This window comes from Wenxinia saemankumensis, assembly GCF_900141735.1.
GTDB lineage: Bacteria > Pseudomonadota > Alphaproteobacteria > Rhodobacterales > Rhodobacteraceae > Wenxinia > Wenxinia saemankumensis.
In genome coordinates, this window is record NZ_FQYO01000008.1 from 11,019 (window position 1) to 32,271 (window position 21,253).

22 protein-coding genes and 2 tRNA genes are annotated in these 21,253 nt (G+C 70.6%); 5 read left to right on the top strand and 19 right to left on the bottom strand.

What is annotated here, in order from left to right:
• The first annotated feature begins 21 nt into the window (after positions 1-21).
• The 3 genes from BUE30_RS16615 to BUE30_RS16625 are packed head-to-tail and all read left to right on the top strand — an operon-like array spanning position 22 to position 2,098.
• Complete coding sequence (locus tag BUE30_RS16615; RefSeq protein WP_073334167.1) at positions 22-498, top strand: transcriptional repressor; 477 nt, start codon at positions 22-24, stop codon at positions 496-498.
• Positions 498-1,301 carry a metal ABC transporter ATP-binding protein gene (locus BUE30_RS16620; protein WP_073334251.1) on the top strand — a complete coding sequence of 268 codons (804 nt, stop codon included), beginning with the start codon at positions 498-500 and terminating at the stop codon, positions 1,299-1,301. The genes BUE30_RS16615 and BUE30_RS16620 overlap by 1 nt, the downstream gene beginning before the upstream one ends.
• Positions 1,301-2,098: a metal ABC transporter permease gene (locus tag BUE30_RS16625; RefSeq protein WP_073334248.1), complete on the top strand. Its 798-nt coding sequence runs from the start codon at positions 1,301-1,303 to the stop codon at positions 2,096-2,098. The genes BUE30_RS16620 and BUE30_RS16625 overlap by 1 nt, the downstream gene beginning before the upstream one ends.
• Before the next feature lie 340 nt (positions 2,099-2,438).
• Here BUE30_RS16625 and BUE30_RS16630 read toward each other — a convergent pair.
• Both BUE30_RS16630 and BUE30_RS16635 read right to left on the bottom strand, forming a co-directional pair.
• A tRNA-Asn gene (locus tag BUE30_RS16630) sits at positions 2,439-2,513 on the bottom strand.
• A 173-nt stretch (positions 2,514-2,686) separates the two neighbouring features.
• A complete protein-coding gene (locus tag BUE30_RS16635) occupies positions 2,687-3,586 on the bottom strand; it encodes an MBL fold metallo-hydrolase (RefSeq protein ID WP_073334168.1) in 900 nt (299 codons plus the stop codon).
• Between the two features lie 40 nt (positions 3,587-3,626).
• Here BUE30_RS16635 and BUE30_RS16640 point away from each other — a divergent pair, with 40 nt between their 5' ends.
• Positions 3,627-4,961: an ATP-binding protein gene (locus BUE30_RS16640; protein ID WP_073334169.1), complete on the top strand. Its 1,335-nt coding sequence runs from the start codon at positions 3,627-3,629 to the stop codon at positions 4,959-4,961.
• A 55-nt stretch (positions 4,962-5,016) separates the two neighbouring features.
• On the opposite strand, the gene BUE30_RS16645 is transcribed toward BUE30_RS16640, so the two are convergent.
• From BUE30_RS16645 to BUE30_RS16720, 17 genes are all read right to left on the bottom strand, one after another.
• A tRNA-Ile gene (locus BUE30_RS16645) sits at positions 5,017-5,089 on the bottom strand.
• 138 nt (positions 5,090-5,227) lie between these two features.
• Positions 5,228-6,661: an amidase gene (locus BUE30_RS16650; RefSeq protein ID WP_083601454.1), complete on the bottom strand. Its 1,434-nt coding sequence runs from the start codon at positions 6,659-6,661 to the stop codon at positions 5,228-5,230.
• Positions 6,654-6,797 (bottom strand): hypothetical protein, encoded by a 144-nt coding sequence (locus BUE30_RS17900; RefSeq protein ID WP_170865667.1) that lies wholly within the window; start codon positions 6,795-6,797, stop codon positions 6,654-6,656. The genes BUE30_RS16650 and BUE30_RS17900 overlap by 8 nt, the downstream gene beginning before the upstream one ends.
• Positions 6,794-7,507 carry an RraA family protein gene (locus tag BUE30_RS16655; RefSeq protein ID WP_073334170.1) on the bottom strand — a complete coding sequence of 238 codons (714 nt, stop codon included), beginning with the start codon at positions 7,505-7,507 and terminating at the stop codon, positions 6,794-6,796. Before BUE30_RS16655 ends, BUE30_RS17900 begins: the two co-directional genes overlap by 4 nt.
• Entirely contained in the window at positions 7,504-8,196 is a 693-nt protein-coding gene (locus tag BUE30_RS16660; protein WP_073334171.1) for an alpha/beta fold hydrolase, read from the bottom strand. Before BUE30_RS16660 ends, BUE30_RS16655 begins: the two co-directional genes overlap by 4 nt.
• Positions 8,193-9,314, bottom strand: a complete 1,122-nt coding sequence (locus tag BUE30_RS16665) for a cobalamin-independent methionine synthase II family protein (RefSeq protein ID WP_073334173.1) — start codon at positions 9,312-9,314, stop codon at positions 8,193-8,195. Before BUE30_RS16665 ends, BUE30_RS16660 begins: the two co-directional genes overlap by 4 nt.
• 27 nt (positions 9,315-9,341) lie before the next feature.
• Positions 9,342-9,821, bottom strand: coding sequence for a hypothetical protein (locus tag BUE30_RS16670; RefSeq protein WP_073334175.1), 480 nt, complete (start codon positions 9,819-9,821; stop codon positions 9,342-9,344).
• 24 nt (positions 9,822-9,845) lie between these two features.
• Positions 9,846-10,814: a cupin domain-containing protein gene (locus BUE30_RS16675; protein ID WP_073334253.1), complete on the bottom strand. Its 969-nt coding sequence runs from the start codon at positions 10,812-10,814 to the stop codon at positions 9,846-9,848.
• Positions 10,815-10,894: 80 nt separating this feature from the next.
• On the bottom strand, positions 10,895-11,878 hold the full coding sequence (locus tag BUE30_RS16680) for a nuclear transport factor 2 family protein (RefSeq protein ID WP_073334178.1): 984 nt from the start codon (positions 11,876-11,878) through the stop codon (positions 10,895-10,897).
• Complete coding sequence (locus BUE30_RS16685; RefSeq protein ID WP_073334181.1) at positions 11,875-12,909, bottom strand: LacI family DNA-binding transcriptional regulator; 1,035 nt, start codon at positions 12,907-12,909, stop codon at positions 11,875-11,877. The genes BUE30_RS16680 and BUE30_RS16685 overlap by 4 nt, the downstream gene beginning before the upstream one ends.
• A complete protein-coding gene (locus BUE30_RS16690) occupies positions 12,909-13,673 on the bottom strand; it encodes an SDR family NAD(P)-dependent oxidoreductase (protein WP_073334184.1) in 765 nt (254 codons plus the stop codon). Before BUE30_RS16690 ends, BUE30_RS16685 begins: the two co-directional genes overlap by 1 nt.
• Positions 13,674-13,678: 5 nt before the next feature.
• Positions 13,679-15,007 (bottom strand): histidinol dehydrogenase, encoded by a 1,329-nt coding sequence (hisD, locus tag BUE30_RS16695; protein ID WP_073334187.1) that lies wholly within the window; start codon positions 15,005-15,007, stop codon positions 13,679-13,681.
• Positions 15,004-15,498 (bottom strand): ester cyclase, encoded by a 495-nt coding sequence (locus tag BUE30_RS16700; RefSeq protein WP_073334189.1) that lies wholly within the window; start codon positions 15,496-15,498, stop codon positions 15,004-15,006. The genes hisD and BUE30_RS16700 overlap by 4 nt, the downstream gene beginning before the upstream one ends.
• A complete protein-coding gene (locus BUE30_RS16705) occupies positions 15,495-16,544 on the bottom strand; it encodes an ABC transporter ATP-binding protein (protein ID WP_073334192.1) in 1,050 nt (349 codons plus the stop codon). The genes BUE30_RS16700 and BUE30_RS16705 overlap by 4 nt, the downstream gene beginning before the upstream one ends.
• A gap of 5 nt (positions 16,545-16,549) precedes the next feature.
• Positions 16,550-17,479, bottom strand: a complete 930-nt coding sequence (locus BUE30_RS16710; RefSeq protein ID WP_244526397.1) for a carbohydrate ABC transporter permease — start codon at positions 17,477-17,479, stop codon at positions 16,550-16,552.
• 13 nt (positions 17,480-17,492) lie between these two features.
• On the bottom strand, positions 17,493-18,521 hold the full coding sequence (locus BUE30_RS16715) for a carbohydrate ABC transporter permease (protein ID WP_073334194.1): 1,029 nt from the start codon (positions 18,519-18,521) through the stop codon (positions 17,493-17,495).
• Positions 18,522-18,681: 160 nt separating this feature from the next.
• Positions 18,682-19,929 carry an ABC transporter substrate-binding protein gene (locus BUE30_RS16720; RefSeq protein ID WP_073334196.1) on the bottom strand — a complete coding sequence of 416 codons (1,248 nt, stop codon included), beginning with the start codon at positions 19,927-19,929 and terminating at the stop codon, positions 18,682-18,684.
• A 208-nt stretch (positions 19,930-20,137) separates the two neighbouring features.
• Here BUE30_RS16720 and BUE30_RS16725 point away from each other — a divergent pair, with 208 nt between their 5' ends.
• Positions 20,138-21,202, top strand: a complete 1,065-nt coding sequence (locus BUE30_RS16725) for a nuclear transport factor 2 family protein (RefSeq protein WP_083601455.1) — start codon at positions 20,138-20,140, stop codon at positions 21,200-21,202.
• Positions 21,203-21,253: the final 51 nt, after the last annotated feature.

Consider the following 21,253-nt stretch of genomic DNA (forward strand, 5'->3'; position numbering starts at 1 on the left):
CCATCCGCGCAGGAGGCAGCGATGACGGACCAGGCATTCGAGCCGCACGATCACGGCGCATGCATCTCGGACGGCGTGGCCGCCGTGGAACGGATCTGCGTCGAGCGCGGGCTTCAACTGACGAAGGCGAGGGCGCGGGTTCTCGAGATCCTGCTGTCCGAGCATCGGGCGATGGGCGCCTACGAGATCCTCGACGTGCTGCGGGCCGATGGCCTCGCCTCGCAGCCGCCCGTGGCCTACCGCGCGCTCGAGTTCCTGACGAAGAACGGTTTTGCGCACCGGATCGAACGCCTCAACGCCTTCATCGCCTGCTCGCATCTCGACGGTGCGCATGCCCCGGTCTTCCTGATCTGCCGGGTCTGCAACTCCGTCGCCGAAGCGCAGCCCGATCCGGCGCGGAGCGAGGTCGATCGCGTCGCGAGGAGCGCGGGATTCGCGGTCGAGCGCGTCGTACGCGAGGCCGAGGGCGTCTGCCCCAATTGCGCCCGGGCGGCGTGATGCGCCGGACGGGCACACTCGTCTCCGCCATTGACCTGACGGTCCGGTACGGGGCGACGACCGCGCTGGAGGCCGTCGATCTGCACGTGTCGGCCGGGGAGATCGTCACGATCGTGGGCCCGAACGGGTCGGGAAAATCGACGCTGGTCGGGGCGATCCTCGGCGGCGTGCCGCTGTCGGGCGGCCGGATCGAGCGCGCGCCCGGCCTGCGCATCGGCTATGTCCCCCAGCGGCTGGTCCTCGATCCCACCCTGCCGATGAATGTCGAGCGGTTCCTCTCGCTGCCCCGGCGGGTCACGGCGGCGCGGGCGCGCGACGCGCTGGAGCGTGCCGGCGTGCCCGGGATCGGAAAGCGGCAGATGTCCGCGCTGTCGGGCGGACAGTTCCAGCGCGCATTGCTGGCCCGGGCCATCCTCGAGGAGCCGGACCTGCTGATCCTGGACGAGGCGACCGCGGGACTCGACCAGCCCGGCTCGGCCGCCTTCTACCGGCGGATCGACGAGGTGCGGTCCGAGACGGGCTGCGGCGTCCTGATGATCAGTCACGACCTGCATGTCGTGATGAGCACCTCCGACCGGGTTATCTGCCTGAACGGCCATGTCTGTTGCGAGGGCACGCCCGAGGTCGTCGCCAACGCGCCCGATTACCGGCGACTCTTCGGGGACGGCACGCGCGGGGCGCTGGCGCTCTACCGGCACCACCACGACCACAGCCATACCCATGATCATGGACCCGGCCACGGACACGGCCACCACCACGGTCACGACCATGGGTCCCCGGCGCCACGGGACGCGGCAGAATGATGCTCGACGATTTCATGACGCGCGCCGCGCTGGCCGGCATCGGGACCGCCCTCGCGGCGGCCCCGCTCGGCTGCTTCGTCGTATGGCGCCGGATGGCCTATTTCGGAGATGCGACGGCCCATGCCGCGATCCTCGGCGTCGCGCTGTCCCTCGCCTTCTCGCTGCCGGTCTTCGCCGGCGCGATGGCAGTCGCCCTCGTCATGGCGACGATCGTCTCGACGATCTCGGGCCGCGGCTACGCCATGGACACGCTGCTCGGCGTGATGGCCCATTCCGCGCTCGCGTTCGGACTCGTGGGGGTCACCTTCCTCTCGGGCGTGCGGATCGACCTGATGGCCTACCTCTTCGGCGACATCCTGTCGGTGTCGCGGGCCGATCTGGCGGTGATCTGGTGCGGCGCCGCCCTCGTGATCGCCCTGATCGTCTGGCGATGGAACGCGCTGCTCACCGCGACCCTGAACGAGGGGCTGGCCCGGGCCGCCGGGATCGACCCCTGGCGCGAGCGACTGGTCCTGACGCTGGCTCTCGCGCTGGTCGTGGCGGTCGCGATCAAGGTCGTCGGCGTCCTGCTCATCACAGCCCTTCTCATCATCCCGGCCGCCACCGTCCGTCCGCTCTCGGCGACGCCCGAGCGCATGGGGGTGCTGGCCGCGCTTGTGGCCATGGCGTCGGCCCTGGCGGGATTGCTCGCCTCCTACCGGCTCGACACGCCGACCGGCCCGACGATCGTCTGCGTGGCGGCGCTGCTGTTCTGCCTGTCGTCGACACTGTCCGGAACGAGGCGCCCGAGCATGTGAAGCGGGCGGGGCGCCCGGGTCGACCAGAACGGGTCAGATGGACCCCCGCGCGAGGACTTGCCGTCGCGGACCGAGCCGGACCGGGCAGCGCACCCGTGCGACCGCCCCGTCCTGCGGGCGAGAGCGATGTCCATCGAAAAGCCCGGTCCCCCGCCGGCGCCGCTGGGCGCGGGGAGAGCCAGGGATCTGCCGACGCAAGGGGATAGCTTTCTCAGGCCCGGTGGCCTTGAAGGTCGATGCCCTCGCATTGCCCGCCTCAGGCGAAAGCAGTGGATCCGCGACGAAGCGGCTCACCGCCCCTTCGCTCAGGCCCGGTCTCTTCCTGGCTACTCGAGGGAATTGGCTCCGGCGGTAGGGATCGAACCTACGACCAATTGATTAACAGTCAACTGCTCTACCGCTGAGCTACGCCGGAACACGGGGCGGCTATAGCAATGGTCGGGCGGGGCGTCCAGAGGGTGCGGGGGCAAAAAAGCCTCTTCGGCGCGGGGCGTCGGGTCAGGGGCGGAACGGAGGGATGTCGGGGGGCCGTCGCGGGGCGCGGGCGCGCGCCGGCGCGCGGCGCGGCGGGGCCGCTGGTCTCGTCCTTCAGGTCGCCCGCCAGAGGACGTCGATGGCGAGCGGGCCGGCCGGGCGGGCCGCTCCGGCCTCGTGCAGGGCGAGGAGGTGGGCGAGGACGTTGCGCGTCGCGGCGGGCAGGAGGGCGGGGGGCGTGTCCGCGTAGATCCGGGCCGCGAGGGCGGCGGCCGTTCCCGGCGCCTCGGCGAGGGCGGCGCGGATCTGCGCCTCCCGCGCCCGGCGATGGGCGATCAGGTCCGCGATGCGGGCGGGGCCGTCCTCGACCGGCGCCCCGTGACCGGGGAGGAAGAGCCGGGCGCCCGTGGCCGCGAGCCTTGCGCAGGAGGCCAGGAAGGCGCCGAGATCGCCGTCCGGCGGCGAGATCAGCGTCGAGGCCCAGCCCATCACCAGATCCCCGGTGAAGGCAGCCCGGCCGGAGAGGAAGCACAGGTGATTGCCCATGTGCCCGGGCGTGTGCAGCGCCCGCAGCGCCCAGTCGGCCCCGCTCACCGTCGTGCCGTCCGCGAGGCATTCGTCCGGCGCGAAATCCCTGTCCACGCCTTCGCCGCCGCCGAGTCCGCCGGTCGCGGCCAGCGCCGCCATCGCGTGCGACCGGCCCGCGCGCGCATCGCCGAAGGCGAGGACCGGGGCCCCCGTGCGCTCGGCCAGCGGGCGGGCGAGGGCGGAATGGTCGCGGTGGGCGTGGGTGACGAGCACCGCTCGGACCCGGCGGCCCCGCGCGGCCGCGAGGATCGCCTCGAGATGCCGGGGATCGGCGGGGCCGGGATCGATCACGGCGAGATCGCCGTCCCCGACGAGCCAGGTGTTCGTCCCCGGCCCGGTGAGGGGCGAGGGATTGGGCGCCAGCAGGCGCAGGATCCCGGGTGCGACCTCCTCGGCCCGGCCCGGAGCGGCGGGATCGCCCGGCATGCGGCTTTCGCTCCCCTCGTGCCGCCGCTAGCGTCGCGCCATGGCGGATGGCTGGATCAGGGCCCGGTTGGGCGGCGCGCGCGGGCCCCGCTCGCTCTACGGGCGGGCGGCGCTGATCGTCTTCGTCCCCATCGTAACGCTCCAGCTCGCGATCTCCATCGGCTTCGTGCAGCGTCATTTCGAGGACGTGACCCGGCAGATGACCCGGGCCGTCGGGGCGGAGATCGCCTATCTCGCCGGCGCCGTGGCCGCGGCGGAGGGCCCGGAGGCCGCGCGGGAGGAGATCGCGACCCTCGCCCCGGCGCTCGCCTTCGAGGTGGCGCTGCCGGCGCCCGAGCCGGCGCCCGACGGCGACAGCTGGAGATGGTACGACCTCACCGCGGGCCGCGTCGCCTCCGAACTGCGCGAGCGGGTGCCGGGGATCGCGGCGATCCGCATGCCCGACAGCCGCGACGTGACGCTGTGGGTCGAGACGCCCCAGGGCACGATGCGGGTCGGATTCGTGCGGGAACGGGTCTCGGCCTCCAATCCGCACCAGCTGCTGGTGCTGATCGTGGTGCTGGGCGCCGTCATGGCGGGGATCGCCTATCTGTTCCTGCGCAACCAGCTGCGCCCGATCGCGCGGATGGCGCAGGCGGCGGGCGAGTACGGGCGCGGGCGGATCGTGCCCTATCGTCCCTCCGGCGCGGCCGAGGTGCGCGCCGCGGGCGCGGCCTTCCTCGACATGCGGGCGCGGATCGAGCGGCAGACCCAGGCCCGCACGATGATGCTCTCGGGAGTCAGCCACGACCTGCGGACGCCGCTCACCCGGCTGAAGCTGGAGCTGTCGCTGCTCGAGGACGAGGTGGCGGCCCCGATGCGCCGCGACGTGGACGAGATGCAGCGGCTGATCGACGCCTTCCTCGACTTCGCGCGGGGCGATGCGGGGGATGCGGACGGGCGGGCCGACCCGGCCGAACTGGCCGAGGCGGTGGTGGCGGAGGCGGCGCGGACCGGGGGGGCGGTCCGCTTCGCCGGGGTCGAGGGGGACCGGGCGGCCGTCGCCTGCCGGCCCGAGGCGGTCCGCCGCGCCGTGTCGAACCTCGTCGCCAACGCGCTGCGCCATGGCGACCGGGCCGAGGTATCCGTCCAGTTCGGCGACCGGTCGGTCCGCATCCGGGTCGAGGATGACGGCCCCGGCATCCCCGCGGACCAGCGTGAGCAAGCGGTCCGGCCCTTCGTCCGGCTCGACCCCGCGCGGAACCAGGACCGCGGCTCGGGCGTGGGACTGGGCCTCGCCATCGTGGCAGACGTCGCGCGCGGCCATGGCGGCATTCTGCGGCTGGGCGAGAGTGCGCTCGGGGGATTGCAGGCCGATCTCGTGCTGCCGCGCTAGGGAGGGGGCTGCGGTCCGGGTTGCAGGCTGCCGGGGCGGTCCGGGAGCGGGGGCGTAGGCCCGGCAGGATTCGAACCTGCAACCAAACCGTTATGAGCGGTCTGCACTGACCGTTGTGCTACGGGCCCGACGCGGAGACCGTCTTCGCGCGGGGCGGGTCGCGGGTCAAGGGAGGAGCGGGGCGCTGATCCGGGGCGGTGATCCGGGACCCCGATATCCGTGTTTGCGGGGAAGGTGCAGCGTCTAGGCGGCCGGTCCCGCCCGGCCTATCGCCCGGGCTGCGACCCTGTCTCGCCGTCTTGCATCCGCCCGCCGGCATCGGGCCGGGATGCGCCGCGGTGGGGCGTGGCCGCGCCGGCCGGGCAGGGTGGCCGCAGCGCCCCGTGATCCGTCGCCGCCTCGAAGGCCGCGCCGATCCGCAGGATCGTGGCCTCGTCGCCGTGCCGGCCGACGATCTGCAGGCCGACCGGCAGACCGCCGATGAACCCCATCGGCACCGTCAGGGCAGGGTGACCGCTGACGTTGAAGGGCAGGGTCCGCATCGGCGTCCAGGCGGCCCGCCCGCCCGCGAAGGCCGAGAGCGGCGGCGCCGGGGTGAGCGTGGTCGGCGTGACGATCGCGTCATGCGCTTCGAGCACCGCGTCGAGGCCCGCCCGCAGCCGCACGGCGACCCGGTGGGCGCGGGCCACGTCCTCGCCCGTCAGCGCGGCACCGGCGATCAGGCTCTGAAAGGCCATGCGGCCATAGCCGTCGCCCCGCCCGGCGAGCTCGGGATGGCTTTCCAGCGCCTCGGCGTGGATGAGGATCGCGCCCGCCGCCTCGGCTAGGGCGATGTCCGGCAGGTCGGCGATCCGGGTCCGCGCCCCTTCCATCGACAGGACCGCGACGGAATCGTCCGTCAGCTCCAGCAGCCCCGGGGCGGCCTCCTCCGACATGGCCCAACCGCGCGCATAGGCGATGCGCAGGCCGCCGAGGCCGCGGTCCAGCCGCGGAGTCGCGGCGCCCGTCAGCGCCGCGAAGATCGCGGCCGCGTCGGGCACCGACCGGGCGAGCGGGCCGACATGGTCCAGCGTCGGCGAGAGCGGGAAGACGCCCTCCGTCGGCACCGTGCCCTTCGTGGGCTTCAGCCCGACGATGCCGCAATAGGCGGCGGGGCTGCGCACCGACCCGCCCGTATCTGTCCCCAGCGCCACCCGCACCAGCCCCCCCGCCACGGCGGAGGCCGAGCCGGAGGAGGAGCCGCCGGTGATGTGCTCCGCGCTCCACGGGTTGCGAGCGGCGGGATAGGGGCCGTCGCTCGAGGGGCCGACGAGCGCGTATTCGTAGGTCGCGACCATGCCCAGCGGCACCGCGCCCGCATCCAGCAGCCTCTGCACGGCGGGGGCGGTGGAGGTGGCCTTGCGGCCCGCCCGTCCGCGGGAGCCGCAGGCGACGGTCGCGCCGTCGAGGTCGATGAGGTCCTTGATCGCGAAGGGGATGCCCTGCATCGGCCCGCGGTCCCGCCCCGCCGAGAGGTCCGCATCCGCCTGCCGCGCGGCGGCGAGCGCCCGGTCCGCCGTCACCTCGGTGAAGGCGTTCAGCGCCTCGTTCCGCCGCCCGATCAGGTCCAGATGGGCGCGGGTCAGCGCCTCGGCGGTCAGCGTCCCGCCCCGGAGCGCGGCGCCCGCCTCCGCGATCGTCAGCTCGGTCGGCTCACGCATCGCCGGCCTCGGCTTCCCGCAGCAGCCGCGCGCAGCGGGCGAGGTAGCGGGCAATCTCCAGCGCCGCCGCGCGGTCCCTGTCGGTCGGGGAGAGACCGCGCGCCGCCAGCGCGGCCCGGAATGCGTCCTCCGTCACGTGCGGGCCTTCTCGAACGCCGTCCAGGCGGCCTCGAAGGCAGCGAAGTCGAAGCCCTCGCGGCGGGCGGGATCCAGCACCAGCCGCTCGGTCTCCTGCATCCTCGCGATGGCGCCCTCCAGCCGGTCCACCACCTCGGGCGGGATCACCAGCGCGCCGTGCCGATCGGCATGGACGAGATCGCCCGGGGCGACGGTCAGGCCGAACACCGTGACGGGCGTGCCGATCTCGCGCACATGGACGAATCCGTGGCTGGGGCCGATGGATCCGGCGATCACCGGATAGTCCGGCGCCATGTCGCCGAGGTCGCGCATCACGCCGTTGGTCAGCGTGCCGGACAGGCCGAAGCCCTTGTGGATCGTCGTGTTGACCTCGCCCCAGAAGGCGCCGATCGCCTGTTCCCCGTCGAGATCCTCCACGACCGCGACGGAGGGCTTCGGCGCCTCGGCCATCGCGCGGTAATAGTCCATCCGGCGGGCGCGGACGATGTCGGGCGCCTCGGTCGGCGGCGCCAGAGCGGCGATCCTGGCCGTCACGGCGTAGCCGACGATGGCGCGGGACGTGTCCGAGGCGATCATCGTGCCACGGGTGAAGGCGTCGAAGCCGCGCCTTCCCTGCGCCACCTCGATGGCGTTGCAGACCGTCGGCGTGTCGACCCGTCGCAGCAGGGCGAGCAGGTCGGGCCCGATCGTCGCGGTGTCGTGGGTCATGCGGCCTCCAGCCAGCGGCGCAGCGCCGCGTTGGTCTCGTCTGGTGTCTCCAGCGTGGGCAGGTGGCCCGCGCCGTCGATGATGGTGAGGGTCGATCCCGGTATCAGGCCGTGCATCAGCTCGTGCCGCTCCACCGGGCAGAGCGCGTCCTCGGCGCCGCAGAGGATCAGCGTGGGAACGGTCACCCCGCGCAGCGTCTCCTGCTGGTCGGGGCGGTCGCGCAGGGCGACGGATTGCCGGACGAAGACGTCGGGGCCGAGATCCATCGCCATCGCCATGCAGAGGTCGAGCACGTCCTGCCTGCCCGGTCCGTCGGCGAGGTAGTTCGGCTTCATCTCGTCGCGCATCACCTCGTGCAGGCGGCCTGCCTTGGCCGCCGCGATCTGGGGGGCGCGGCGGGCCTGCACTGCCGGAGTTTCGGCGCGGGGATTGGTGTCGAGGAGGGCGAGCCGCTCCACCCGCTGCGGGGCCTGGCGGATCACCTCCATCGCCACGATGCCGCCCATCGACAGCCCGGCGAGGGCGAAACGCTCAGGCGATGCCGCCAGCACCTGCGCCGCGAGCGTGCCCATGTCGTCCGCCCCGTCGAGGGCCGGCACCAGCACGTCCCGCCCGTCCAGCGCCGCGATCTGCGGGCCGAAGAGGCGGGCATCACACATCATTCCCGGAAGCAGGACAAGGGGTGTCATGCGAGCCGCGCACCCTCGGCCATGGCCGCGAGCTTGGCATAGGCGATGTCCGGGTCGACCGCGCCGAAGCCCGCGAAGGTGCCGAAGCCGCAATCGCTGCCCGCGATCACTCGGTCCGCGCCCACGATGTCGGTGAACCGCTGGATCCGCTGGGCGATGAGTTCGGGATGCTCGACGAAGTTGGTGGTCGTGTCGACGACGCCGGGCACCAGCACCTTGTCCTGCGGGATGTCCGCCTTGCGGTCGCGGAACACGGTCCATTCGTGGCCGTGCCGGGGATTCGACGTCTCGAACAGCACGTAGCGCGCCTTCGCGTTCATCAGCGTGTCGAACATCTTCGCCATCGGGATGTCGCAGACATGGGGGCCCTCGTAATTGCCCCAGCAGATGTGGATGCGGACCTTTTCCTCCGGCACGTCCTGCAGGGCGTGGTTCAGCGCCTCCACATGGCTGGCCGCCACCTTGACGAACTCCGCGTCGGAGAGGTCGGTGAACAGCATGTGCCGCGACAGGGCGAGGTCGGGGCAGTCGAGCTGCAGGTCGAGGCCGCTCGCCACGATCGTCTCGTATTCCGCCTTCATCGCGTCGGCGAGGGCCGCGAGATAGGCCTCGCGCGTCTTGTAGAAGCGGTTCTGCAGGAACAGCGAGATCACGCCCGGCGAGGCGGCGTTCATGAAGCCGCGCGCCGCGCCGTGCTCCGCCATCGCGGCCTTGAGGTTGGAGATGTCGGTCTCCAGCTCGCCCTGACCCTTCGACCTCACCTCGCCGGTGCATTCGGGGCGGGCATATTGCGGGGTGCCGCCCTCGTCCGCGATCCGCTTGAGAAAGGACGGGAAGAGCTTGAGATCGGCGGGCGCGTTGCGCGGCCCGTCGCCCTCGAACCCGGTATAGCGGTCCTTGACGTAGGTGGCGTAGCTGATCTTCGACGTCTCCCCGTCCGAGACGATGCCGACCCCGGCCTCGACCTGCCGCTTGACCGTGTCCGAGACGGCCTGCGTCATCGCCGCGTCGAAGGCGGCGGGGTCGTAGTCCTGTCCGCGCTCGCGGGCAAAGATGAAGTCGACGACCTCCTGCGTGCGGGGCAGGGAGCCGACATGGGTGGTTGCGATGCGGGGCATGGGGGTCCTTTCCGGAAATCTCTCGTGTCAGTCGTCCAGCGAAAGCCGGCCATCCGGAGCGATCCGCAGGTTGGCGCCATGCTCGACCTCCCAGGGCGGTCTGATCCACAGCGTGGCCAGGGCATGGTCGGCTTCGCCGAGGACGGAGCCGCCCGTCACCCAGGCGGGATCGAAGCATTCCGCCTCGCTCCCGACCCCGAACGCCCTCAGATGTGCCTCGGTGCGGCCGGCCCCGCGCGGCATGTCGGGCAGGCCGTAATCGGTGACCTCGATCGTGACGCGGGCATGGGAATAGAGGATCGACCGGATCCCGGGCAGCCGGTCCGGCCCCAATGCCATCAGGCGATCGAGGCCGGCGCGGACATGGTCGTCCAGGACGTCGCTGTCCAGGTCGGCCATCAGGTGGATGTCTATCCTCCGGCCCGCGAGGGGGTGGTGGACATTCAGCCGCCACGACCCGGTATCGCGTTCCTCGAGACGGTCGATCAGATCCTCCCAGCCCGTCATGGCCGACCCTTCAGGCCCAAACCGTCAGGCCCCGGTCCAGGTACGCCCCGCCGGATCGTCGGTGCCGACGATGTGGTAGAGCGCCGCCTCGCCCGTCATCGAGGGAACGGCGCTATGGGCCACGTTCTCGGGCACGCTCATCGTGTCGCCCGGGGCGAGCGTGGCGGAGCCGCCCTCCCAGTCCACGCGCCAGTGCCCGCGCACGGGCATCAGGACCGACGGGCGATCATGGGAGTGCTTGTCCTCGCTGGCGCTGCGGCGGGTGATGAAGTCGACCTCGAAGCCCGGCCTGTCCTTCAGAAGCCCCGTCTCGCCGATGACCTTCAGCGGCTTGCGGTCCGACAGGGCGACCATGTCCCAGTAGCGGGCGACATGGTTGGGCAGGACGTCCCCGGTGGTCGGCTCGGGCCGTTTGGCCAGCTCCTCGTCGGTCATCACCGGCATCGGTCCGACGCCGTCCGGCAGGGACTGCCCCTTCTTGGTGTCGTAGAGCTTGCCGTTGTTGCCGAGGACCAGCCCGTGATCGGCGGCGTCCTCGATCACCTGCGGCGCCCACATCACGCCGCCACCGGCATCGTCGCCGCCGAGGATGGCCATGATCATCCCGTAATCGGTGCCGATGTTCTCGAACCCCCGGAAGATGCCGGTCGGGATGTTGAAGATGTCGCCCTGCTCCAGCGTCACCTCGCCCGCATCGCCCCAGCGGCCCCAGAAGAACCGCCACTTGCCCGACAGGACGAAGAAGACCTCGGCCGTGTGGTGGTCGTGAAGCGAGTTGCGCACCCGCGGCGGCTGGCCGGCCGCGCCGATGTTGAAGCCGTGGGGGATGGTGATGTGGACGTGCTGGTCGGCGCTCTCGCTGACGCCGCCGCCGATGATGGTGAAGTTCTCCTTCTGGTTCGACCCCGGCGTGTGGGCGTCGATGAAGGCGGTCTTGCAGGGCTGCAGGTCGCCGTAACGGACGATCCGCGCCTCCATCTCGGCCGGGGTGATCGTGGTCTCGCGCGTCATCTCTGCGGTGTCGGGCATGGGAGCCTCCTCGTGCTCTTCGATCGGATTGCGGGCGGGGCCGGTCAGGCGGCCCCGAGGTGGATCTGTTTCCAGATGGCGACGTCGTCCCAGAGCGTGAACTCGCGGCGCACGCTCACGCCGTCCGGGCCGAAGGGGCCGAACTCGGCATGGGTGATGCCCATCACGTGGACCTCGGTCCCGGTCGGCGCGCCGAAGCGGCCGTAGCCCGAATGGGCGCCGGTCAGGGACCAGCGGATCGCGGCCCGGGGCGGCATCATCGGATCGTCGCGGCCGATCGCGTGGTGGATCGCGAACTCGGCCCCGGGAAAGGAGGAGCGCAGCCGCATCCAGCTCGTCTCGGCGAAGCCGGTGCCCCAACCGCCGGTGGCGGAGGGATGCTCGGTCCGGACGGCCCGGTCGTAGGCCTCGCCGATCACGGCGATGTCCTTGTCCATGATCCGGGTCAGGATGGCGGCCAGCCGCGCCCCCCATTCGCTGTCGTTGCCGCGCCCCCTGTAGGGGCCCTGCACGTCGTCGCGGGGGTGGAAGGGGCGCACCGCGCTCTCCGGCCCGCCCTCGGCGGCGATCTGCGCCAGCGCGAAGTCCGACGGCGCGATGCCGAGCTGCGTGGCGATGCCCCCCACGTCGCGGATCAGCCATTCGTCGTCGATCACGTTGTTCCGGGCGGCGCAATCCGCGATGGTCCGCACCTCGAACCGGCGCCCGGTGGGCGGGCCGAAGGCGCCGTGCCCGGTATGGGTGCCGGAGGTGACGATCCGGTGCGAGGACAGGAAGCCCTCTTCGTCGGTCCCCGACCAGATCACGTCCTCGGCCAGCAGCTTCCGGTCCGGGAACTCGGCGAGCGTGGCGAGCGTGCCGTCGATCACCCCGGCATTGCCGCGCACCAGTCCCGAGGGAAAGCGCATCGGGATGTCCGGCCCGTAATAGCGGTGCAGCGTGGCGAGGCCGCGATCCTCCCAGATCTCCTTCGTGATCTTCACGATGTAGTCCGGAAGGTCGCGGAAATGCGGGTCGAAGCCCTTCATGGCGTGATGTCCTTGCGGGTGGAGCTGCGGACGATGAGCTCGCCCTCCAGCACGTGGCGGGCGGGCGCCTCGCCGTCGCCGCCGATCCGGTCCATCAGCACGGCGACGGTCCGGTCGACCATGGCGCCCAGCGGCTGGCGGAAGGAGGTGAGGTCGTAGGCGGCCCAGGCGGCGATCGGCACGTCGTCGAAACCCGCCACCGCCACCTCGCCCGGCACGTCTAGGCCGAGCTTGGCGCGCAGCACGTCCATCACGGCAAAGGCCATGTGGTCGTTGCAGACGAACACGGCGTCGGGCCGGTCGCGCCCGGCGAACATCTCGAGCGCGGCGGCCCGCGCCTCGTCGTGGCGGAAATTGCCGGTGCCGCGGTAGCGCAGATCCGCGCCCGCCTCCCCCAGCCCGGCGCGGAAGCCGGCCTCGCGCTCGATCTGGGTCGAGGCGCCCTCGAATCCCGCGATGTAGCCGATCCGGGTGGCCCCGCCCTCCACGAGGTGACGGGCGATCTGGCGCCCCCCCTCGAAATTGTTGCTGACCACGCTGGCGAGGCGGTCGTCCTTCTGCGTCCGGTTGAACAGGACGACGGGAATGCCGAGCTCGTCGCAGCGGCTGGCCAGCACCGAGGACATCGAGACCGAGGCGAGGACGATCCCGTCGACCTGGTAGTCGAGGATCTCCTGCATGACGCTTTCCACGTCGCCCACGGTGTTGGAGGCCATGAAGACGAGGACGTGGTAGCCCTGCTTCTGCAGCTCGACCGACAGCCGCTCCACCGCGAGCGGGTAGAAGTAGTTGTCGAGGTAGTAGACGACGAGGCCGATGATCCGGCTCTTGCCGGTGATCATCGCGCGGGCCAGCACGTTGGGGCGGTAGCCCAGCTCCTCCGCCGCCTTGCGCACCTTCTCGACCGTGCGCTTGGAGGCCGAGGCGCCCGGCGTGAAGACGCGGCTGACAGCGGACTGGCTGACGCCGGCGCGGCGCGCCACGTCCAGCGAGGTCACGCGGACCGGGGCGGCGGGCAGATCCTCGGTCATCAATGCGCCGTCCAGCCGCCGTCGATCATCAGCGCCGTCCCGGTGACGAGGGACGAGGCGTCCGAGGCGAGGTAGAGCACGCCCCCCATCACGTCCTCGATCTCGCCCACGCGGCCCAGCTTGATCATGTCCTCGATCCAGGCGCGCCGCTCGGGATTCTGCAGCGTCACCTCCGCCAGCGGCGTGCGGATGAAGGTGGGGCAGAGCGTGTTGATGCGGATGCCGTGCGGGCCCCATTCGATGGCCATCGACTTCACCATCCCCTCCAGCGCGTGCTTCGACGCGCAGTACACGGCCCGGTCGATCCCGCCGACATGGCCCATTTGGCTGGAGACGTGGACGATCGAGCCGCGGATCCCGGCCGCGATCATGCCCTCCGCCGCGCGGGCGGAGAGGAAGTAGGCGGCCCGCAGGTTCACCGCCATCACGGCGTCGAAATCCTCGGCCGTGGTCTCGAGCGCGGGGGAATGGCGCCCCATGCCGGCGGAATTGACGACCACGTCGAAGGGGGGGCGGCCGGCCAGGCCCGCCTCCATCGCCGGCAGGTCCGCCACGTCGAGGACCATCGCCTCGACGCTATGGCCCTCGGCCGCCATCGCGGCGACGGCCTCGTCCAGCCGTTCCGCCCCCCGCGCGGCGCAGACGACATGGGCACCCGCATCGGCCAGCGCCACGGCCGCGCCGAGCCCGATGCCGGAGGAGGCGCCGGTCACCAGCGCCCGCTTGCCGTCGAGCCGCGAGGAGGGGGGGCGGGGGAGGTCCACCGCGCCTACTCCGCCGCCTCGACGACCGGGGCCGCCGCGCCGTAGGGGACATTCGCGCCGCCGTAGCGCCGGACGCGGATGTTGCACTGCTCGGCATGGCCGACGAAGCCCTCGAGCATGCAGAGCCGCGAGCCGTAGGCGCCGATCTGCGCCGCCGCCGCGTCGGTCGTGATGCGCTGGTAGGAATGGGTCTTGAGGAACTTGCCGACCCAGAGACCGCCCGTATAGCGCCCCGCCTTCTTGGTCGGCAGCGTGTGGTTCGTCCCGATCACCTTGTCGCCGTTCGCCACGTTGGTGCGGGGGCCGAGGAACAGCGCGCCGTAGGATTGCATGTTGTCCAGATACCAGTCGTCGCGGTCGGTCATGACCTGCACGTGCTCGTAGGCCATGTCGTTGGCGACCCGGCACATCTCCTCGTGCGTGTCGCACAGGATCACGTCGCCGTAATCGCGCCAGGACACGGCGGCGGTCTCGCGCGTCGGCAGGATCTCGAGCAGGCGGTCGATCTCGGCCAGCGTCTCCTCGGCCAGCTTCCGCGAATTGGTGATGAGGCAGGCGGGCGAGTTGTAGCCGTGCTCCGCCTGGCCCAGGAGGTCGGTCGCGCAGAGTTCGGCGTCCACGGTGTCGTCGGCGATCACCATCGTCTCCGTCGGGCCGGCGAAGAGGTCGATCCCCACCCGCCCGTAGAGCTGGCGCTTCGCCTCGGCGACGAAGGCGTTGCCGGGTCCGACGAGCATGTGCACCGGCTCGATCGTCTCGGTCCCCAGCGCCATCGCGCCGACGGCCTGCATGCCGCCGAGGACATAGATCTCGTGCGCGCCGCCCATGTGCATCGCGGCGACGATGGCCGGATGCGGCGCGCCGTTCACCGGCGGGGCCGAGGCGACGATGCGCGGCACTCCGGCGACGCTCGCCGTCAGCACGGACATGTGTGCCGAGGCGACCATCGGGAACTTGCCGCCCGGCACGTAGCAGCCGACCGACTGCACCGGGATGTTGCGATGGCCGAGGATCACGCCCGGCAGGGTCTCGACTTCGATATCGGTCATCGAGGCGCGCTGCGCCTCGGCGAAGCCGCGGATCTGGTCCTGCGCGAAGCGGATGTCGGCCATCTCGCGGGACGAAACCTTCTGCATCGCCGCCTCGATCTCGGACGGCGTCAGGCGGAAGGTCTCGGGCTCGTACCTGTCGAACTTCGCCGACAGCTCGCGCACGGCGGCGTCGCCGCGGGTCTCGATGTCCTTCAGCGTGGCCTCGACGATGCCGCGGACCTTCGCGTCGTCCTCGGCGCGCTCGCCCTCGGGTTTGCCGGATTTCAGGTGCGTGATGCTCATTGCGTTCCTCCCGGGCGCGGCGGCGTGCGCCGACCCTCGTCGTAGGCCTCCCATCCCTCGCCCGCGAACACGTCCCGGCCCAGCTGGGCGAGGACGGAGGCGAAGTCGACGGAGACCCAGTTGTCCTTGATGCGCCCCTCCACGACCTCCCAGAAGTCCATGTAGGGGATGGTGACCCTCTTGCCGGTCGGCGCGATGCCCATGAAGGGCCCCGAATGGGTCGCCTCTATATGGCCGAAGCAGGACGCCCAGTTCCCTTCGCAGATGAAGCGGGCCGTGTGGTAGCTCCGCTCGGTGAAGGCGGCGCGCAGCGGCAGCTGCCAGTTCGCCCGGAAGGCGGCGAGGCCGTCCTTCGTGCCGCAGCCCCGGTTGCCGTACCAGTGGAAATCCTCGTGGAAATGGGCGCCCATGTCGTCGCTGTTCTCGCCCAGCGCCTTCTCCATCCGCAGGATGACCTGCCGCGTGGCTTCCGCCTGTTCCTCGGGTGTCATCGGGGCAGGGCCTTTCCGGTCTCGGCGTCGAAGAGATGGCAGATCGCGGCGGGTACGGAGGCCTCGACCATCTGCCCGGTCTCGGCGCGGTAATCCTTGGCCGTCTTGACCGAGACCAGCTGCTCGCCCAGCCGCCAGGTGATCATCGACGCCTCGCCCAGCAGCTCGACGGCGTAGACGGGGGCCGCGATCTGACCGCCGGAGGGGACGATCGACGCGTCCTCGGCGCGGAAGCCCAGCGTCACGGGGCCGGACGGGGCCTTCAGCCCCTCGACGGTGATGCCGTCGCCGGTGAAGGTGCCGCCCTCGATGCGCCCCTCGACCAGGTTCATCGCCGGCGAGCCGATGAACGAGGCGACGAAGGTGTTGGCCGGGTTGTCGTAGATCTCCGTCGGGGTGCCGACCTGCTGGATCTCGCCCTTGTTCATCACCACCACGCGGTCGGCCAGCGTCATCGCCTCGATCTGGTCGTGGGTGACGTAGACGGTCGTGGTCTTGAGCTTGCTCTGCAGGTTCTTGATCTGCGCCCGAGTCGAGACGCGCAGTTTGGCGTCGAGATTCGACAAGGGCTCGTCCATCAGGAAGACGGTCGGCTTGCGCACGATGGCCCGGCCCAGCGCGACCCGCTGGCGCTGCCCGCCCGAGAGGTCGGCGGGCCGGCGATCCATGAAGGGCTCGAGCTCCACCATGCGGATGGCGGTCATCACCATCTCATGGTGCTGCTCCTTCGGCACCTTCCGCACCCTGAGCGGGAAGCGGATGTTCTCGTAGACGCTGAGATTGGGGTAGAGCCCGTAGGACTGGAACACCATCGAGATGTCGCGGTCCTTGGGCTCGAGGTTGTTCACATTCCGCCCGCCAAGGACGATCTCGCCGCTCGTCACGTCCTCGAGCCCCGCGATCATCCGCATCGTGGTGGACTTGCCGCAGCCCGAGGGCCCCAGCAGGACGAGGAATTCCTGGTCGGCGATGTCGAGGTCGAAATCCTTGACCGCGACGTAGCTTCCCCAGCGCTTGTTGACGTTTTTCAGCTGAAGTCGAGCCATGAGGGTCAGCCTTTCACGGCGCCGGCGGTCAGGCCGCTGACGATCTGGCGTTGGAAGAACATGATGAGCACGAAGAGCGGCGCGATGGCCGAGACCACGGCGGCCACGGCATACATCACCTTGCCCTCCGCCTGGGTGGAGCCGAGGAAGGAGTTGATCTTCGGCACCATGGTCTGGTTCTCGGCCGTCAGCAGCATCGAGGTGACGGTGAAGTCGTTGTAGGCCAGAAGGAAGCTGAAGAGCCCGGTGGTGATCACGCCCGGCCACATGACCGGGATCACGGCCAGCCGGAACGCCTGGAAGCGGGTGCAGCCGTCGACCATCGCGCTCTCGTCCAGATCCTTGGGGATCGACAGGAAGAAGCTGTGCAGCATCCAGAGCGTGAAGGGCTGGTTGATCGCGACCAGCACGATGATCGTCGTCGGCAGGTAGCCCCAGATCCCCAGTTCGAAGAACGGCAGCAGATATCCCGAGACGAGGGTGACATGCGGCATGGCGCGGAAGATCAGCGCCATGATCAGGATCCAGAACGTGTAGCGGAAGCCCGACCGCGCCAGCGCGTAGCCGCCCAGCGTGCCGAAGGTCAGCGAGATCGTCGTGACGAAGAAGGTGACGATCGCCGTGTTGATGACGGCGCGCCAGAATTCCTGCTCGATCCAGGCGCCCTCGTAGCCGTCCATCGTGAACGCCTCGCCCGTCTGCCGGAGCGTCTGAACCCCTGTGACGGCGTTCATCCAGTTCTGGCGCGAGAAGAAGTCCGCCTCGACCTTGAACGACCCCCAGGCCGTCCAGAGGAAGGGGAAGGCGGCCGCGATCACCCACAGCGCCACGAACCCGACCGACAGCGCGATCAGCGGCAGCGGCTTGGCGGTGGCCGAGCGGCGGCGCCTCCGCGGGGCGATCAGCTTGGCGTCGGCGGCGGTGGTGTCGGTCATCCCGGTCCCTCCCTCAGGCCTTGCGGTTGAAGTCGCGCCAGGTGCGGATCAGCACCGGCGTCAGCAGCACGATCACGCCCAGCGTCGTCAGGACCGAGGTCGCGGCGGCCGAGGCGAAGAGCGGCGTGTCCTGGCCGCGCAGGTCGGAATAGATCAGGTAGCTGAGCGAGGTGGCGTTCGCCTCGGCCGAGAAGCCGACGATCGGCTCGAACACCCGGAAATTGTCCATCAGCTGCATCAGCGCGATGAAGACGACGAGCGGCATCAGGTAGGGAATGACGACGAAGCGCACCTGCTCCCGCCGGCTGGCGCCGTCGACCATAGCGCTTTCCATCGTGTCCTTGGGCACGCCCTGCAGGCCGGCATAGAACACGACGAAGGCGAAGGGTGCGGAATGCCAGACCCCGTAGACGAACAGCGTGACCCAGGTCAGCGTGGGCGAGGCCTTGAGCGACAGGGTCGGGTCGCCGAAGATCGTCTGCAGCGTCGCGCCGATGATCCCCCGGCTGTCGATCATCCAGAACAGGACGAGCGAGCCGATCAGCGGCGTCACGATCATCGGCAGCAGCGAGAAGAAGATCACCGGCCCCTTGGCGAGGTTCGGCAGCGCGTTGACCCCCAGCGCGATGCAGAAGCCCAGGATGATGACGAAGGGCGTGACGATGAACGTGTAGGCCAGCGTGAAGCCGAGCGCCTTGTAGAAGGGCAGGTTCATCGCCTGGTCAAGGAACTGGCCCCAGGTCTCGGTCCGGTCCCAGATCTGCCCGATGCGCTCGAAGGCGAGATGGCCGGCGTTGAAATAGGTGCCGAGGCCGTTCCACCGGCCGGCGGGCTCCTCGGCGCGCAGCTGGGCCATCGCCTCGGCATCGACGCGGCGCTCGGTGGTGCAGCCGAAGGGGCCGCAATTCTCGACTTCGACCATGATCTGCTCGTGCTCGATGAAGAGCGACTGGTAGATCACCGACCCGATCGGCAGCGCCACGAAGAGCAGCATCGCCAGCAGCGAGGGCAGGATGAAGAGCGAGAAGGTCCTGTGCGGCATGGGGCGCGCATCCTTCGGTGGGGCGGGCTTCGGACGTTGCGGGCCCGGGGGACCGCAGCGGGCAAGGTCGGGCCGAACCGCGCCGGGCGGGGCGCGGCCGATCTCGGTGTGTCGGGAGAGGGGGGGGGGTGGGGCGGCCGCGAGGGGCCGCCCGCCCGTCTTACTGGATGAAGCCGGCTTCGGTCGCGGCGGTCGTGTAGGCGGCCTCCACGTCCTCCAGCGCCTCTTCCGCGCTTTCCTGGCCCTGCAGGAACTCGGCGAGGTTGTCGCCCAGCGCGGTGTGCAGCAGTCCCATGTAGGGTGTCATCGGATAGGGCGCGGCGCCGGCCTGCATGTTGGCGATCACGCCCTCGGCGGCGGGCTGCGGCTCGTAGCCGTTCACCAGCCAGGCGGCGAGGCCGGCGACCTCGGGATCGGCGACGAGCTCGGGCGAGAGCGCGTACATCATCGCCTGGAAGGACGCCGCGGCATCCTCTTCCGAGATGTTCTTCGCCATCGCGAAACCGTCCCACCACAGCGTCGTGGCCGGGATGCCGTTGCCGCCCCAGCTGGGCATCGCGACCACCTCGGTCGCCGCGGCGATCTCCGGCACGGCGCCGTTCTCGTCGATGAAGGCGGCGGTGCGGCTGCCCCAGCCGGTCATGAACGCGACTTCCTCGTTCTCCCAGTAGGGCTGCGCCTCGTTGGAATTGTAGGTCATCATGTCGGGGCCCATGTACTCGGTCATGGCCTTCATCATCTCGAGCGCGGCGATGCCGGCCTCGTTGTTGATGGCGACCTGCGCCGAGCCGTCCTCGAAGAAGGGCTGGCCCGAGCCCATGTACATGTTGATGAATTCCTCGCCGAGATCCCAGCCGGGCAGGAAGCTGGCATAGAGCGGCGTCTCCATCACGCCGGCCTCGCGCAGCGCGGCCGAGGCCTCGAGCAGCTCCTCGTAGGTGGTCGGCACGGCGATGCCGTTCTCCTCGAGCAGGTCAGCGCGGTAATGCAGCATCTGGCTGTTCGCCATGAAGGCGATGGCCATGATCTCGCCGTTGATGCGGATCAGCTGGCTCTCCTGCAGGTTCTGCCCGTATTGCGCGACGAGGTCGTCGAGCGGCCGGGTCAGCCCCTCGTTCAGGAGCGGGACGAGCGAGCCGTTCGCGACGACCGCGACGGTGTAGGCGGCCGGGTCGGTCGACAGGGCGGCGACCTGGATGTCCTTGTGCTCCGTCGTCTCGTTCGTGGTCACCTCGACACTGTCGGACGCGCATTCGGTGGCGCGGCTGACGACGGCATGCAGGGCCTGGAAGTCGTTGGCGAGGATGCGGACCGAGCCTTCGCCCTCGATCGTGCATTGCGCCGAGGCCGCGCCGGCGAGGCCGAACAGGGCCGCCAGGGAGGTCGTGGCGAGAAGCGTCTTGGTCATGGAGTTCCCTTTGCTGTTGGACGCCCCGGCGCGGACCCTTCCGGCCGGCCGGACGCGTGGGACGGGCCCGGCCGGGCCGGGTCCGGTCCGCGCTCCGCGGGGTTCTCCGCCCCTGCTGGATCACGCGTTGACGATGACGCTAGGAGGTGTTGAATACGTTTGCAAGAATTTTCTGGATGCCCGGTCCGGGGGCAGGGGAGACAGGTCGATGAGCAGCTTCGATGCCGCCGCGCGGCGGCACTACAAGGGGGCGCTGGACGCGCTCGCCGGGGCCGGCTCGGCCGGACTGACGGCCCGGCTGGAGGCGCTCTATGCCCCAGGGGCGGACTGGCGCGGCTCCTGTCCGATCGACGGCATGACCGGGATCGAGGCGATCGCGGCGCGGGTCTGGGGGCCGCTCATCGAGGCGATGCCCGATCTCGAGCGGCGCGACGACATCCTCGTCTTCGGCAGCTACGAGGGACGGGATTACGTCGCCGCCGTGGGGCATTACTGCGGCACCTTCCGCAAGGACTGGCTGGGCATCCCGGCGACCGGCCGCGCCGCCTTCCTGCGCTACGGCGAGGTCCACCAGGTCCGGGGCGGCCGGATCGTGCAGTCCAACTGCCTGTGGGACGTGCTCGACCTGATGCGGCAGGCGGAGGTCTGGCCGCTGGGCCCCAGCCTCGGCGCCGAGGGGCGCTGGGCGGGCCCGATCTCCGTCGACGGCGTGCGGCTCGTGCCATCGGACCCTGAACAGGGCGCGGCCAGCATCGCCCAGACCTTGGCGATGCATGCCACGCTGCATGCCTATCCCGACATCGCGGGCGGCCGGCAGGGCCTGATCGACATGCCTCAGAAGGATCACTGGCACCCCAAGATGATGTGGTACGGCCCCTCCGGCATCGGCACTGCGCGGGGGATCGAGGGGTTCGTCGATCACCACCAGCTGCCCTTCCGCACCGCCTTTCCCCGCCCCCGGACCGAGGCCGAATCGCAGGCCGTGGCCGAGGCCCGCGCCCGGATGGGCGGCGGGCATTACATCCGCATCGGGGACGGGCCCTATTCCGTGACGGGCGGCTGGCCGAGCCGGGTGGACCTGCATGCCGGTCCGGATTTCCTCGGCCTGCCGTCCACCGGGCGGACCGTGGGGATGCGGGTGATGGATTTCTACCTGCACGACGAGGGGCTCATCCGCGAGAACTGGGTGCCGCTCGACATCCTCGACCTGCTGCGCCAGCTCGGGATCGACGCGATGGGGCGGATGCGCGCCGCGATCCGCCGGGCCGGGTGATCGTCGCCACGCTTGCAATCGTATGCAAACCTGTCAGGATCGACCCATCCG